This is a genomic window from Pseudomonas sp. FG36, from assembly GCF_057809275.1.
Genome location: NZ_JBMDJQ010000014.1, coordinates 37,390 through 51,497 on the forward strand (window position 1 = coordinate 37,390; position 14,108 = coordinate 51,497).

At 64.1% G+C, this 14,108-nt stretch carries 13 protein-coding genes and 1 pseudogene; 5 read left to right on the top strand and 9 right to left on the bottom strand.

Features of this window, described 5'->3' with window-relative positions; genetic code table 11:
* Window positions 1-28 precede the first annotated feature (28 nt).
* The gene (locus ACODS9_RS13105; protein WP_401106134.1) at window positions 29-589 is read right to left on the bottom strand and encodes a hypothetical protein; all 561 of its coding nucleotides are present in this window, start codon (window positions 587-589) and stop codon (window positions 29-31) included.
* Between the two features lie 220 nt (window positions 590-809).
* On the opposite strand from ACODS9_RS13105, the pseudogene ACODS9_RS13110 reads away from it, so the two are divergent.
* A pseudogene (locus ACODS9_RS13110) lies at window positions 810-1,803 on the top strand (sensor domain-containing diguanylate cyclase).
* Between the two features lie 72 nt (window positions 1,804-1,875).
* Here the strand turns inward: ACODS9_RS13110 and lpdA are convergent.
* The 4 genes from lpdA to ACODS9_RS13130 are packed head-to-tail and all read right to left on the bottom strand — an operon-like array spanning window position 1,876 to window position 6,819.
* A complete protein-coding gene (lpdA, locus tag ACODS9_RS13115; protein ID WP_401106130.1) occupies window positions 1,876-3,255 on the bottom strand; it encodes a dihydrolipoyl dehydrogenase in 1,380 nt (459 codons plus the stop codon).
* 2 nt (window positions 3,256-3,257) lie between these two features.
* Window positions 3,258-4,526 (bottom strand): dihydrolipoamide acetyltransferase family protein, encoded by a 1,269-nt coding sequence (locus ACODS9_RS13120; RefSeq protein WP_489094014.1) that lies wholly within the window; start codon window positions 4,524-4,526, stop codon window positions 3,258-3,260.
* Complete coding sequence (locus ACODS9_RS13125; RefSeq protein WP_038706568.1) at window positions 4,527-5,585, bottom strand: alpha-ketoacid dehydrogenase subunit beta; 1,059 nt, start codon at window positions 5,583-5,585, stop codon at window positions 4,527-4,529. It lies immediately after the preceding gene.
* Window position 5,586: 1 nt separating this feature from the next.
* The gene (locus ACODS9_RS13130) at window positions 5,587-6,819 is read right to left on the bottom strand and encodes a 3-methyl-2-oxobutanoate dehydrogenase (2-methylpropanoyl-transferring) subunit alpha (protein WP_094011875.1); all 1,233 of its coding nucleotides are present in this window, start codon (window positions 6,817-6,819) and stop codon (window positions 5,587-5,589) included.
* 198 nt (window positions 6,820-7,017) lie between these two features.
* Between ACODS9_RS13130 and bkdR the strand changes: the two genes are divergently transcribed.
* From bkdR to ACODS9_RS13145, 3 genes are all read left to right on the top strand, one after another.
* The gene (gene bkdR / locus ACODS9_RS13135) at window positions 7,018-7,506 is read left to right on the top strand and encodes a Bkd operon transcriptional regulator BkdR (protein WP_028691050.1); all 489 of its coding nucleotides are present in this window, start codon (window positions 7,018-7,020) and stop codon (window positions 7,504-7,506) included.
* 204 nt (window positions 7,507-7,710) lie between these two features.
* A complete protein-coding gene (locus ACODS9_RS13140; RefSeq protein WP_489094043.1) occupies window positions 7,711-8,952 on the top strand; it encodes a glutamine synthetase family protein in 1,242 nt (413 codons plus the stop codon).
* Window positions 8,953-9,082: 130 nt separating this feature from the next.
* Window positions 9,083-10,411 carry an MFS transporter gene (locus tag ACODS9_RS13145; protein WP_489094015.1) on the top strand — a complete coding sequence of 443 codons (1,329 nt, stop codon included), beginning with the start codon at window positions 9,083-9,085 and terminating at the stop codon, window positions 10,409-10,411.
* A gap of 66 nt (window positions 10,412-10,477) precedes the next feature.
* Here the strand turns inward: ACODS9_RS13145 and ACODS9_RS13150 are convergent, their stop codons facing one another.
* The 4 genes from ACODS9_RS13150 to flgA form a co-directional block, all read right to left on the bottom strand.
* Entirely contained in the window at window positions 10,478-11,221 is a 744-nt protein-coding gene (locus ACODS9_RS13150; RefSeq protein WP_046854637.1) for a flagellar brake protein, read from the bottom strand.
* Window positions 11,222-11,311: 90 nt separating this feature from the next.
* Window positions 11,312-11,779 carry a flagella synthesis protein FlgN gene (locus tag ACODS9_RS13155; protein ID WP_023629787.1) on the bottom strand — a complete coding sequence of 156 codons (468 nt, stop codon included), beginning with the start codon at window positions 11,777-11,779 and terminating at the stop codon, window positions 11,312-11,314.
* 46 nt (window positions 11,780-11,825) lie between these two features.
* The gene (flgM, locus tag ACODS9_RS13160) at window positions 11,826-12,140 is read right to left on the bottom strand and encodes a flagellar biosynthesis anti-sigma factor FlgM (protein ID WP_110702385.1); all 315 of its coding nucleotides are present in this window, start codon (window positions 12,138-12,140) and stop codon (window positions 11,826-11,828) included.
* A gap of 177 nt (window positions 12,141-12,317) precedes the next feature.
* Complete coding sequence (gene flgA, locus ACODS9_RS13165) at window positions 12,318-13,067, bottom strand: flagellar basal body P-ring formation chaperone FlgA (RefSeq protein ID WP_217868916.1); 750 nt, start codon at window positions 13,065-13,067, stop codon at window positions 12,318-12,320.
* A gap of 63 nt (window positions 13,068-13,130) precedes the next feature.
* On the opposite strand from flgA, the gene ACODS9_RS13170 reads away from it, so the two are divergent.
* The gene (locus tag ACODS9_RS13170) at window positions 13,131-14,060 is read left to right on the top strand and encodes a chemotaxis protein CheV (protein WP_110702387.1); all 930 of its coding nucleotides are present in this window, start codon (window positions 13,131-13,133) and stop codon (window positions 14,058-14,060) included.
* Window positions 14,061-14,108 lie beyond the last annotated feature (48 nt).

The window sequence follows — 14,108 nt, forward strand, 5'->3', positions numbered from 1 at the left end:
TGCTACCGGACCGGGGACAAAGCCCGGCTCAAAGCTTGGCGGTGTAGCGTCGCTCGGCATCATCGTCATTTGTCGAGGCCAGGACGCTTTGCGGCTGGGTGGTGGCCTGTTCTCGCTGCGCCTGCTGCTCGAGCCTGGCCTGGGTTTTCCGCTCGAGCTCGTCCTGCAAGCGTCGAGCGATCAGCTGATCGACCCTCATTTTCTGCTCGGGCGGCAACGCGTCGTACTCCTCCGGACTCAAGCCCAGCTCCTGAAGCATCTTTTCCTTGATCTTCTCTGCCGGCGACTTGGCCATGTAATCGCGAAACTCCTGTAGGGCGCTGGATCCTTCCTGTTTGCCCACGCTGGCCTGTTCACGCTTGGCCACGTCCGGATTCTGCAGCATGACCATCAGCTTGGCGAAGGCCTCCTTGCGATTGTCTTCGGCGTGTTGCTGCGAAGTGCTGCCCTGATTGTTCTGCTGCGCCGAGGTTTTCGCGCTGGCCATCAGCGGCTGGAGCGCGGGCAACTGTGCTGCAGGCTGTTCGAGAACGCTGCGTTGCTGTTGCTGCACGGTCTGCCACCCCAGGCCGTTCGCTGTGATAAGCATGTTTCCTCCATGAACGACTGTTAGAGAGGCGACTGAAGGGGCAAAAGCTGTGCCAGCGATGGTGGAGCGGCAAAATAGGCCGTAAGGGCTATTCCGGCGACCTCTCGCTCGGAATATGCTTGCCCGGCAGAGGAACGGTATTGCCGCTAGCGGCAAAAAATAGCAAGTGTCGGCAGCACCGGTTACGGGGCGCAGTTGCTGGGCAACAGGGAGAGCGTCCATGAGTCAGGCAGCAAAGCCGATACCGGCTGGCTTCACCGAGCAGCAATTGCACACCTTGTTCGAACTGATCAGCGACGGCATCTGGGACTGGGATGCCAACAGCGGCTACGTCTACCGCAACCCGGGCTGGTACGCGATGCTAGGTTACCCCAGCCACTCGCTGGACAACTCCGTGCTGACCTGGGAAAGCGTGATACACCCGCAGGACTATCCGCGGGTGATGGCGCATTTCGAGGCCTATATTACCCAGCGCAACGAGCGCTACCGCATCGAGTACCGGTGCCGTTGCCAGGATGGCAGTTACCTGTGGGTCGAGGACACCGGCCATATCATCGCCCGCAACGCCGATGGCTCGGTGGCGCGCATGCTCGGGGCCCATCGCAATATCGACGCCGGCAAGCGCCTGGTGGAGGAGCTCGAACAGCGCAACCATTCGCTGGAGGGCCAGGTGGCCGAACGTACCCGTGAGCTGTCATGGGTCAACCAGCAGTTGCAGCGGCAACTGGATGAGAACCGCGAACTGGCCGAGCGGGATGCGTTGACCCGTACCGCCAACCGCTATCGCCTGGAGAAAACGCTCCAGCAGGAGTGTGAGCGCGCCCGGCGCTTCCGTGAGCCACTGGCATTGATCGCCATGGACCTGGACGACTTCAAGCCGATCAACGACCTGCACGGTCATGCCCGCGGGGATGCCGCGCTGATCGAGGTCACCGCGCGCATCCGTCAGTGCCTGGGTGGCCGGGGGCTGCTGGCCCGCTGGGGAGGTGATGAGTTTGCCGTGGTGTTGCCGCGCACATCGCTGGAACAGGGAGGTGGCGTCGGCGATCCGCACGGCGATGGCGGCGATCGAGCCCATCGGCACGTGTCGGCTGACCATGAGCTATGGCGTGGTGCAGTGGCGTGAGGGTGACGATGTCGGCGGGTTGCTGGCACGGGCGGATCAGGCGCTGTATCGGGCCAAGGCGGATGGCAAGAACACCGTAGCCGAGTGATGGACAAAAAAAGACCCGCGGCGCCTCGGGCGCAGCGGGCCAAATCGGCTAGTGCCGCTTCAGTGTCTTCAATCAGATGTGCAGTGCGTGCCCCAAGGCGCGCAGCGCCGCTTCCTGCACCGCCTCGCCCAGCGTCGGGTGGGCATGGATGGTCCCGGCAATGTCTTCCAGGCGCGCGCCCATCTCCAGGGACTGGGCAAAGGCGCTGGACAGTTCGGAAACCGCCACGCCCACGGCTTGCCAGCCGAGGATCAGATGGTTGTCACGGCGAGCCACCACGCGCACGAAGCCGCTCTTCGACTCCAGGCTCATGGCTCGGCCATTCGCGGCGAAGGGGAACTGCGCGACGATGCAATCCACACCTTGCTGGCCGGCCTGTTCCGGGGTCTTGCCGACCACCACCACTTCCGGGTCGGTGAAGCACACCGCGGCGATTGCGCTCGGCTCGAAGCGTCGCGTCTTGCCGGCGATGATCTCGGCGACCATCTCGCCCTGGGCCATGGCCCGGTGCGCCAGCATCGGCTCGCCGGCCACGTCGCCGATGGCCCAGACGTTGCGCATGCTGGTCTGGCAGCGCTCATCAATGGCGATGGCGGCGCCGTTCATCTTCAGGTCCAGGCTTTCCAGGCCGAAACCTTTGCTGCGTGGACGGCGACCCACGGCCACCAGCACCTGGTCAGCTTCCAGGCGCAGTTGCCCACCCTGGCCGTCGCTGGCCAGCAGGCAGCCGTCGGCATAGCCTTCGACACTGTGGCCCAGGTACAGGGCGATGCCGAGTTTCTTGATCGAGTCGGCCACCGGCGCGGTGAGCTCCGCGTCGTAGGTCGGCAGGATGCGTTCGCGGGCTTCCACCACGCTGACCTTGGCGCCGAGCTTGCGGTAGGCGATACCCAGTTCCAGGCCGATGTAGCCGCCGCCGACCACCACCAGGTGCTCGGGCATGGCCTTGGGCGCCAGGGCCTCTGTGGAGGAAATGATCGGCCCGCCAATCGGCAGCATCGGCAGTTCGACACTGCTGGAGCCGGTGGCCAGCAGCAGGTGTTCGCACTGGATGCGCTGGCCTTCGACTTCGACGCTCTTGCCATCGAGGATCTTCGCCCAACCATGGATCACCTTCACACCGTGCTTTTTCAGCAGCGCGGCGACGCCGCTGGTGAGGCGGTCGACGATGCCGTCCTTCCACTCGACGCTGCGGCTGATGTCCAGGCGCGGCGAGGACACGCTGATGCCCAGCGGTGAAGGTTCGGTGTAGCGGCTGGCCTGGTGGAACTGCTCGGCCACGTGGATCAGCGCCTTGGACGGAATGCAGCCGATGTTCAGGCAGGTGCCGCCCAAAGCCTGGCCTTCGACCAGGACGGTGGGGATCCCCAGTTGCCCGGCGCGGATGGCGGCCACATAGCCGCCGGGGCCGCCACCGATGATTAGCAGGGTGGTGTTGATGAGCTCTTGCATGATCACTCCACGAACAGGCAGGCAGGCTGTTCCAGCAGGCCGCGCACGGCCTGGATGAACAGTGCGGCATCCATGCCATCGACCACGCGGTGGTCGAACGAGCTGGACAGGTTCATCATCTTGCGCACGACGATCTGGCCGTCGATCACCACCGGCCGTTCGACCATGCGGTTGACGCCGACGATCGCCACTTCCGGGGTGTTGACCACCGGGGTGCTGACGATGCCGCCGAGGGCGCCGAGGCTGGTCAGGGTGATGGTCGAGCCGGACAGCTCTTCACGGCTGGCCTTGTTGTTGCGCGCCGCGTGAGCGACACGGGCGATCTCGCTGGCGTTGCTCCACAGGCTGCCGGCTTCGGCGTGGCGCAGCACGGGCACCATCAGGCCGTTGTCACCCTGGGTGGCGATGCCGACGTGCACCGCGCCGTGGCGGGTGATGACCTGGGCTTCGTCGTCGTAGGTGGCGTTGATCTGCGGGAAGTCGCGCAGGGCGACGACCATGGCGCGCACCAGGAACGGCAGCAGGGTCAGCTTGCCGCGGCTGTCGCCATGCTTGGCGTTGAGCTGCTGGCGCAGGGCCTCGAGGGCAGTGACGTCGATTTCCTCGACGTAGCTGAAGTGGGCGACGCGGCGCTTGGCGTCCTGCATGCGCTGGGCGATCTTGCGGCGCAGGCCGATCACCGGCACCTGCTCGCTGTCGGTGCGTTTGCCGTAGCCTCCGGGTGCCTGCCCGGCACTGCTCTGCGGCTTGCTGATGAAGGCGTCGAGGTCTTCGTGCAGGATGCGCCCGGCCGGGCCGCTACCGTGCACGTAGCGCAGTTCGATACCGGCATCCAGGGCACGCTTGCGTACCGCCGGGGAGGCCAATGGCTTGTCATGGGCCTCGCGCGGCACGATGGGCGCGGCGCTGTGGTTGGCGACGGCTTGCGGCGCTGCTTCAAGGCGCGCCTCGGGCTTGGCTTCGGCTTTGACCGGCGCAGGTGCCGGCTCGGCCGGCTTGGACTGAGGCGTGTCGACATGATTGCCGCTGCCTTCGACTTCGATGCGGATCAGCTCGCTGCCGACCGCCATCACCTCACCAGGCTGGCCGCCCAGGGCCAGCACCTTGCCGCTGACCGGCGAAGGGATTTCCACGGTGGCCTTGTCGGTCATGACATCGGCCACCACTTGATCTTCGGCGATCACATCGCCGACCTTGACGAACCATTCCACCAGCTCGACCTGCGCGATGCCTTCGCCAATGTCCGGCATCTTGATGACGTGCGTGCCCATTCAGACCTCCATGACCCGTTTCAGTGCCGCACCTACCCGCGAAGGGCCGGGGAAGTAGGCCCATTCCTGTGCGTGGGGGTAGGGGGTATCCCAGCCGGTGACGCGCTCGATCGGCGCTTCGAGGTGATGGAAGCAGTGCTCCTGGACCAGCGATACCAGTTCCGCGCCGAAGCCGCAGGTGCGGGTGGCTTCGTGCACGACCACGCAGCGGCCGGTTTTCTTCACCGACTCGACGATGGTCTCCAGGTCCAGCGGCCACAGGCTGCGCAGGTCGATGACCTCGGCGTCGACGCCGCTCTCTTCGGCCGCTACTTGCGACACATACACGGTGGTGCCGTAGGTCAGCACGGTGACGTCGTTGCCCGGGCGGGTGATCACCGCCTTGTCCAGCGGCACGCTGTAGTAGCCATCCGGCACGGCGCTGTGCGGGTGTTTGGACCATGGCGTCACCGGACGGTCGTGGTGGCCGTCGAACGGGCCGTTGTACAGGCGCTTGGGCTCGAGGAAGATCACCGGATCGTCGCATTCGATCGAGGCGATCAGCAGGCCCTTGGCGTCGTAGGGGTTCGATGGCATGACGGTGCGCAGGCCGCAGACCTGGGTGAACATCGCCTCGGGGCTCTGGCTGTGGGTCTGGCCGCCGTAGATGCCGCCACCGCAAGGCATGCGCAGGGTCAGCGGGGAGATGAACTCACCGGCCGAGCGATAGCGCAGGCGGGCCATCTCCGAGACGATCTGGTCGGAGGCAGGGTAGAAGTAGTCGGCGAACTGGATCTCGACCACTGGGCGCAGGCCATAGGCGCCCATGCCCACGGCGGTGCCGACGATGCCGCTTTCGGAGATCGGCGCGTCGAACACGCGGGACTTGCCGTACTTGGTCTGCAGGCCTTCGGTGCAGCGGAACACGCCGCCGAAGTAGCCAACGTCCTGGCCATAGACCACCACGTTGTCATCGCGCTCGAGCATGACATCCATGGCCGAGCGCAGGGCCTGGATCATGGTCATGGTGGTGGTGGACATGGCGTTTTCCAGATGGATGCTGTTGTTGTGATCGTTCATCTCAGACCCCCAGTTCCTGGCGCTGACGGCGCAAGTGGTCGGGCATTTCCTTGTACACGTCCTCGAACATCGACGCGGCGCTGGGGATATGGCCGTTGCTCAGGGTGCCGAACTGTTCGGCGTCCTTCTGCGCCTTGATCACCTCGGCCTCGAGCTCGGCGGTGACCGCCTGGTGCTCTTCCTCGGACCAGTGGCCAAGCTTGATCAGGTGCTGCTTGAGGCGGGCGATCGGGTCGCCCAGCGGGAAGTGGCTCCAGTCGTCGGCCGGGCGGTACTTGGACGGGTCGTCCGAAGTCGAGTGCGGGCCGGCGCGGTAGGTGACCCACTCGATCAGCGTCGGGCCCAAGCCGCGGCGGGCGCGTTCGGCGGCCCAGCGCGAAGCGGCGTAGACCGCGATGAAGTCGTTGCCGTCCACTCGTAGCGAAGCGATGCCGCAACCCACGCCACGGCCGGCGAAGGTGGTCGACTCGCCCCCGGCGATGGCCTGGAAGGTCGAGATCGCCCACTGGTTGTTGACCACGTTGAGGATCACCGGGGCGCGGTAGACGTGGGCGAAGGTCAGCGCGGTATGGAAGTCGGACTCGGCGGTGGCGCCATCGCCGATCCATGCCGAGGCGATCTTGGTATCGCCCTTGATCGCCGAGGCCATGGCCCAGCCGACCGCCTGGACGAACTGGGTGGCCAGGTTGCCGCTGATGGTGAAGAAGCCGGCCTCGCGCACCGAATACATGATCGGCAGCTGGCGGCCCTTGAGCGGGTCACGGGTGTTGGACAGCAGCTGGCAGATCATGTCGACCAGCGACACGTCGCGGGCCATCAGGATGCTCTGCTGGCGATAGGTGGGGAAGCACATGTCGGTGCGGTTCAGGGCCAGGGCCTGGCCGCTGCCGATGGCTTCCTCGCCCAGGCTCTGCATGTAGAAGGACATCTTCTTCTGACGCTGGGCAACCACCATGCGGCTGTCGAAGATGCGCGTCTTGAGCATGGCGTGCATGCCCTGGCGCAGCACCTGCGGCTCGATGCCCTCGGCCCACGGGCCAACGGCGTCGCCATGCTCGTTGAGCACGCGCACGAGGCTGTAGGAAAGGTCCGCGGTGTCAGCGGCTTCCACATCGATAGGGGGTTTACGGACTTGACCGGCGTCGTTCAGGCGCAGGTAGGAGAAATCGGTCTGGCAGCCTGGCCGGCCTGTAGGCTCGGGCACATGCAGACGCAGGGGGGCGTACTCGTTCATGCTTTTTACGCTCGCTCGAATGTTGTTTTTGTGAGCTTTGAAGCGGCCGCCGCTGACTGCCGGCTCGTGACTGGCAGGTCAGCGTCTTTTTACATCATAGGGGGACGGCAGGAGAATTTTTCTCTCAAGTTCGTTGCCTTTCTCCTGTGGCGCAGATAAACATTCCGTACAAACACAAAAACCAGGTCAATTTCTCTCATGCGTAAACTGGATCGAACGGATATCGGCATCCTCAACAGCCTGCAGGAAAACGCCCGCATCACCAACGCGGAGCTGGCGCGCTCGGTCAACCTGTCGCCCACGCCGTGCTTCAACCGGGTCAAGGCCATGGAGGAGCTGGGGGTGATCCGCCAGCAGGTCACGCTACTGTCGCCCGAGGCGCTGGGTCTGGATGTGAATGTGTTCATCCACGTTAGCCTGGAAAAGCAGGTGGAGCAGTCGCTGCATCGCTTCGAGGAAGAAATTGCCGAGCGCCCGGAGGTGATGGAGTGTTACCTGATGACCGGCGACCCGGACTACCTGCTGCGGGTACTGCTGCCAAGCATCCAGGCACTGGAGCGCTTTCTCGATTACCTGACCCGCTTGCCCGGGGTGGCGAACATTCGCTCCAGCTTTGCCTTGAAGCAGGTGCGCTACAAGACCGCGTTGCCGCTGCCGGCCAATGGCATGACGTTGCGCGAGCAATGATCCGGGCGCGGTGCCTGGGGTGCTTGATATTTTAAACACCCCCGGCCTATGTTGTGTGCGTCGCCATTCCCGGCATGCGAACACAACAAGAAGGACAGCGTCATGACGACCGAAGGCCCGCAGAACCAGGCAGTGCTCCTGGAGGGCATCGACGAAATCGAGTGCGTCACCCCCGACCTCAACGGCGTGCCCCGCGGCAAGGTGATGACCGCCGAGGGCTTCCTCGAGGGGCGTCGCCTGCAGATGGCCCGTGGCGTGCTGCTGCAGTGCATCATGGGCGGTTACCCAGCGGCAAGATACTATGGCAGCGACGATGGCGACCTCGCATTGGTGGCCGAACCCTCGCAGATCCACCACCTGCCCTGGAGCGACGAACCTCGGGCATTGGCGATCTGCGATGCGGTGGAGCTCGATGGCACTCCTTCGGGGTTGTCCAGCCGTGGCCAGCTCAAGGCGGTGATCGCCCGGTACGCCGAGCGCGGGCTGGCCCCGGTGGTGGCGACCGAGCTGGAGTTCTTCGTCTTTGCCGCCAACGCCGACCCGACCCAGCCGTTCCAGCCGCCGCTGGGCAAGGACGGACGCCGGGAAATGGGCCACTCGGCCTTCAGTGTCAGCTCCAACAACGGTCTGCGCCCGTTCTTCAACGAGGTGTACCGCTGCATGGCGGCGCTGGGCCTGCCACGCGACACCTTCATGCACGAGATGGGCGTCAGCCAGTTCGAGATCAACCTGCTGCACGGCGATCCTTTGCTGCTGGCCGACCAGACCTTCCTGTTCAAGCACCTGCTCAAGGAGGTCGCGCTCAAACATGGCCTGACCGTGGTGTGCATGGCCAAGCCACTGGCACACACGCCCGGCAGTTCGATGCACATTCACCAGAGCCTGGTGGAGGTCGGCAGCGGGCGCAATGTGTTCAGCGACGAGCAGGGCAGGGCGACCGACACCTTCCACCATTTCATCGGTGGCCTGCAGGCCTGCCTGGCCGACTTCACCGCGCTGTTCGCGCCGAACGTCAATTCCTACCAGCGTCTGTGCCACCCTTATGCGTCACCGAACAACGCCTGCTGGTCCGAGGACAACCGTGCGGCAGGCCTGCGCATCCCGGCCAGCTCACCTGTGGCGCGGCGGGTGGAGAACCGCCTGCCGGGCGCCGATACCAACCCCTACCTGGCCATTGCCGCAAGCCTTGCCGCCGGCCTGCACGGTATCGAGCGGCAGATTGCGCCGACGCCGGCGATCCAGGGCGAGTTCGAGGTGCCGGACCATCTCAGCCTGCCTTGCACCTTGCATGCCGCGCTTGAGCGGCTCAAGCGCAGCGCCCTGGCGCGGGAACTGTTCGGCAAGGAGTTCATCGAAGGCTACATCGCCACCAAGACCCTGGAGCTGAGCGATTTCTTCGATGAAATCACCCCCTGGGAGCGCCGTGTGCTGGCCGCGCAGGCCTGAGCGCGACACGACCGCTACTGGATGCGCCCCCACGGCTCTTTTTGCTGCCTGGGGGCCTGTGCCAAGATGGATTTGCTTTTATGCTTGCCTGCAACCCAACGCCACTTGGTCAAGGAGCTTGACGGGACGTATGCGAAATATCTGGAAGCCGTTTCAGTCGCTGTACTTCGCTGCCTTGATGATGCTGATCGGCTCGGGCCTGCTGAGTACCTACCTGGCCTTGCGCCTGGCCGCCGATCATGTCGACAGCCTGTGGATCGGTGCGTTGATGGCAGCCAACTACTTCGGCCTGGCGGTGGGGGGCAAGGTAGGGCATCGGCTGATCGGCCGGGTCGGACATATCCGTGCCTATGCCACTTGTGCCGGCATTGTCGGCGCAGCAGTGCTCGGGCATGGGCTGACCAACTGGCTGCCGGCCTGGGTCGGGCTGCGCATGATCGTCGGCCTGGGGATGATGTGCCAGTACATGGTCATCGAGAGCTGGCTCAATGAACAAGCCGACGCCAAGCACCGTGGCGCGGTGTTCAGCGGCTACATGATCGCCTCCTACCTGGGGCTGGTGCTCGGCCAGTTGATCCTGGTGGTGCACCCACAGCTGGGGCCGGAACTGCTGATGCTGGTGGCGATGTGCTTCGCCTTGTGCCTGGTGCCGGTGGCCATGACCCGGCGCATTCACCCCGCGCCGTTGCGCCCGGCGCCGATGGAGCCGAAGTTCTTCATCAAGCGCGTGCCACAATCGCTGTCCACGGTGCTCGGTTCGGGCCTGATCGTCGGCTCTTTCTATGGCTTGGCGCCGCTGTATGCGTCCAGCCAGGGGCTGAGCACCGAGCAGATCGGCCTGTTCATGGGCTGCTGCATCTTTGCCGGGCTGCTGGTGCAGTGGCCGCTGGGCTGGCTTTCCGACCGCTATGACCGCGCCGTGCTGATCCGCTGCGTGGCCATCGGCCTGGCCCTGGCTGCCGCGCCGCTGGCGATCCTGCCGGGGGTTCCGCTCGAGCTGCTGTTTGCCATGGGCTTTGTCATATCGCTGTTGCAGTTCTGCCTGTATCCCTTGGCGGTGGCGTTCTCCAATGACCACGTGGAGAGCGAGCGGCGGGTCTCGCTGACCGCCATGCTGCTGGTCACCTATGGTGTGGGCGCCTGTATCGGGCCGTTGGCGGCCGGGGTGCTGATGAAGCTGCTGGGGGCGCAGATGCTCTACGCCTTTTTCGTGTTCTTCGCGCTGGTGCTGGTCTGGCGTATTCGGCCCAAGGCGGTCACCGGGCTGCATCAGGTCCAGGATGCGCCACTGGGGCACGTGGCGATGCCGGCGGCGGGCTCGCCCTTGTCGGCAGCGCTCGATCCCCGGGTGGATGAGCGGACGGTGCAGGATGTGATGCAGGCGCCGGTGGCGGCGGAAGATACCGAGGAGGATGCCGTTGCGCAGGCGCAAGGCGAGGTGGGCAAATCGGTTTCCTAAACGGCCTGCTCAGGCACCAATGAAAACGCCACCCGAGGGGTGGCGTTTTTCATGGGCTGGCGACGATCAATAGTCGTCCTTGTCGAACCGCCGCGCTTCACGCTGCAGCTGGTAGACGAAGCTCTCGATCTTGCGCTGGGCCTGACCGTTGAGGTTGTGGAAGCGCACCCCGGCGAAAGTGGTGTTGATGCGCTCTTCGAAGTGCAGGTGGCGCAGTTCGACCAGGGTGTCGGTCAACCCCAGTGGGTTGCCGGCTTTGAAGCGCTCGTAGACCTGGCCCAGTTGCAGGCGATCCTCGACATTGCCATCGAAGCGCAGTTTGCAGCCGGTGGCCGAGATATCCAGCAGTTTGCCGCGCAGCGCGCCATTGCCCTTGAGGTGGGTGCCATCGAGGGTCACGTCGACCAGTTGCGAAAGCTTCAGCGCGGCGCGGAAGGCATTGCGGCGCTGGTGATAGGTCACTTCATCGGGCAGCGGGCCACGGTAGCAGCGGTGGCCGTCGATCTCGGTGATGGTCAGCGGTACGCTGCTTTCCCAGGCGATGCGCACGCCGTCGTGGAAGCCTTCGATGCGGAAGGGTTCGCCGCTCTCGATGTACTTCTCGCCGTCGCGAGGGATCATTTCATCCAGTGCCAGGACACCGCTTTCCCGGTCGACATGCACCACATAGCTCTGGAACCGCTGGCTGCGCTCATGGAAGCTGATGATCAGCGGGTCGTGGCTATCCAGCAGCTGGCGCAAGTTGGCCGCGATCTCCAAAGGGGTGGTCAGCACCTTTGGGGGCTGGGGAGCATCGGATTCATTGAACACGGGTTATCAATCTCCAGGCAAAACGGCACACGCAAGTTACGGCATTTTGCCAGTATGTTCCGTGCCTTGAAATAACTAAGATAGAACTAATCACACTTGGCTGAGTGCGCGGGGCTTGGCCATTGGCGAGGTACCGCCACGGCTGTCATAGAGCGACGGAGAATCGCCACCCTGAAGGATTCTGATCTGGTTGGCCGTGGTCTGCTGCTGGACCTGGATGATCCGGCCGTTGGTCTCGTTGACCTGCTGGCAGGCGTCCATGAGCTCGCCCAGGGCATCGAGGCGGCTCATGATGGCCTCGCCGTTGCTCGACTGCGCGGCCAGCGCCTGTGCGCCGGCGCGGTCGGCGCTCAGGCCGAGCTCCAGCAGCAGCTGGCTGCGGCGCTTGCCCTGCTGCTCGAGCAAGATGATCAACGACTGTTTACGGGCCAGGATGTGCTCCAGGGCCAGCATATCCCGGCCGTGCAGGGCTATCGCTTCGTTTTGCAGGAGTTCGAGCAGTTCCTGCGTTGGCGCGATGTCGTTTTCGATCAGTTGCAGCAAGGTGATGTCGTGCATGGCTAACTCTTGGCGATTGCGTCCTTGAAGTCAGCGCGCCTGAGGGTCAGCGCTGGGCTTCGAAATCAAGCAGTTTGCTGGCGACACGGTCGGCATCGACCTTGTAGCTGCCATCTGCGATCGCTTGCTTCAACTCCGCCACGCGGGCGCTGTTGACGGTTGGCTGGTCGCGCAGCTTGTCGCTGATCTTCTGCAATTGCTGGGCCTCTGGGCTCAGGTGTACGGCTTCTCCGCTGGCATTGGCCTGCTTTGGCGCTTCACTGGCCGCGCCGGCTTTATCGGCGGTGCCCGGTGCGGCATTGCCGCGAACGCCGCCCGTGACGGACGGAGAATTGTTTAGACGACTGAAGTCGATGACCATGTTCAAAACCCCTGGGAATTAGGACGCATGCCTTGCTTTCGGCCTACCCGAGCAAAACTTTAGGCGTGAATGCATCACCGCCTCTCGGCACGCGTGCGCAACCCGATGTGTGACACAGTTTAGGGTGCGCGGTTCCACATCGCCAGCGTTCTGTCAGTATCCCGACGCGGGGTGTTGCTACATGGCCACCTCGACCTGGCCGGGCCCTGTGACCCGTGCCTTGACCACGCGCTTGGAGTTCAGGTTGCGCACGCGGATCTGCGTCTGCAGGCCGCCCTTGTCCAATGCTTCGCCCGGCATGCGCACGCTGAGGCTGCCGCTGCGGGCGATGATCACCACGTGGTCGCCCTTGCGCACCACTTCGGCCTGCTCCAGGTGCTGTTGCGTCAGCACCTGGTCGAGCACCGTGGGGCGCAGCAGCTTCATGCCCAGCGCCTGGTCCAGTTGAGTCAGGTAGCCGGGGCCCAGCGTGCCTACATCGCGCTCGCGCATGGCTACATCGCCTTCACCGACCACGCTTTCGCGCTTGAGCGGGCGAGTCATCACCACCACGTCGCGCAGCAGGCGCACCTGGGCCGGGACGAACACCGTCCAGGGCGCGGCGCCATCGCAGCGCACCCGTACCGTGACCCGCCCGAGCGGCGTCGAACTTTCCAGCGAGGCATCCAGCTGCTGGCTGCACAACGGCATGCGCAGGCGCGGGTCCAGGGTGTTGACCTGGATCTCGTAGCGCCCCGGCGTCTGGGTGGTCGCCAGATAATCCTCTACGGTGAATTCAAGAAACCCCTGAGTGACACCGATAAGCTGTTCAGGCAAGGTAAAAGCGTCCGCCAGCGTACGTATGCCGGGTGCCAGCAGGCACAGGGCGGCCAGTGAGCCGGTCAACAGGCGCGTCAGTCGTCGGAAATTTGTCGTTTTCGTGTACATGGCGTTCAAAAAAGCAAAGCCCGTGCCGATTTGGTACACAGGCAATCGTTGAAGGAGTCCGGCATGGCTGGAGTGATGGATTCGGTCAACCAGCGCACGCAACTGGTGGGGCAGAACCGCCTGGAGTTGTTGTTGTTTCGCCTCAATGGCGACCAGCTCTACGGCATCAATGTGTTCAAGGTGCGCGAGGTACTGCAGTGCCCGGACCTGACCTTGCTGCCCAGGTCTCATCCGGTGGTGCGCGGCGTGGCCAACATTCGGGGGGCGACCATCCCGATCCTGGACCTGTCGATGGCCACGGGCCTTCCGCAGCTGAAGGAAGAGACGCGCAACAGCTTCGTGATCATCACCGAGTACAACACCAAGACCCAGGGTTTCCTGGTGCACTCGGTGGAGCGCATCGTCAACATGAACTGGGAAGAGATCCATCCGCCACCCAAGGGCACCGGGCGTGATCACTACCTGACCGCCGTGACCCGGGTCGACAACCGCATGGTCGAGATCATCGATGTCGAGAAGGTGCTGGCCGAGGTGGCGCCATCGTCCGAGTCTGTGTCGGATGGTGTGATCGATGCCGAGGTTCAGGACAAGGCGGTGATGCTGCGGGTGTTGACCGTCGATGACTCGTCGGTGGCGCGCAAGCAGGTAAGCCGTTGCCTGCAGACCGTGGGCGTCGAGGTGGTGGCGCTCAACGATGGTCGCCAGGCCCTGGATTACCTGCGCAAGCTGGTGGACGAGGGCAAGCGTCCTGAGGACGAGTTCCTCATGATGATCTCGGATATTGAAATGCCGGAAATGGACGGCTATACCCTCACGGCGGAGATTCGCAGCGATCCACGCATGCAAAAGTTGCACATCTGCCTGCATACTTCGTTGTCCGGGGTATTCAACCAGGCGATGGTCAAGAAGGTCGGGGCCGATGACTTCCTGGCCAAGTTCAAGCCGGATGATCTCGCCCAGCGCGTGGTCGATCGGATCAAGGCGAGCCATTGAAAACGGCCGGGGTTCGTCCCCGGCGCTAGCGATTGATAAAGAGGCGGC

Coding starts and splice junctions, on each gene's coding strand:
- flgA (WP_217868916.1), bottom strand. CDS start 13,067: ATGTACACGAAAACGACAAATTTCCGACGACTGACGCGCCTGTTGACC.
- ACODS9_RS13130 (WP_094011875.1), bottom strand. CDS start 6,819: ATGAACGAGTACGCCCCCCTGCGTCTGCATGTGCCCGAGCCTACAGGC.
- ACODS9_RS13120 (WP_489094014.1), bottom strand. CDS start 4,526: ATGGGCACGCACGTCATCAAGATGCCGGACATTGGCGAAGGCATCGCG.
- ACODS9_RS13125 (WP_038706568.1), bottom strand. CDS start 5,585: ATGAACGATCACAACAACAGCATCCATCTGGAAAACGCCATGTCCACC.
- flgM (WP_110702385.1), bottom strand. CDS start 12,140: ATGGTCATCGACTTCAGTCGTCTAAACAATTCTCCGTCCGTCACGGGC.
- ACODS9_RS13155 (WP_023629787.1), bottom strand. CDS start 11,779: ATGCACGACATCACCTTGCTGCAACTGATCGAAAACGACATCGCGCCA.
- ACODS9_RS13170 (WP_110702387.1), top strand. CDS start 13,131: ATGGCTGGAGTGATGGATTCGGTCAACCAGCGCACGCAACTGGTGGGG.
- lpdA (WP_401106130.1), bottom strand. CDS start 3,255: ATGCAAGAGCTCATCAACACCACCCTGCTAATCATCGGTGGCGGCCCC.
- bkdR (WP_028691050.1), top strand. CDS start 7,018: ATGCGTAAACTGGATCGAACGGATATCGGCATCCTCAACAGCCTGCAG.
- ACODS9_RS13140 (WP_489094043.1), top strand. CDS start 7,711: ATGACCGCCGAGGGCTTCCTCGAGGGGCGTCGCCTGCAGATGGCCCGT.
- ACODS9_RS13105 (WP_401106134.1), bottom strand. CDS start 589: ATGCTTATCACAGCGAACGGCCTGGGGTGGCAGACCGTGCAGCAACAG.
- ACODS9_RS13145 (WP_489094015.1), top strand. CDS start 9,083: ATGCGAAATATCTGGAAGCCGTTTCAGTCGCTGTACTTCGCTGCCTTG.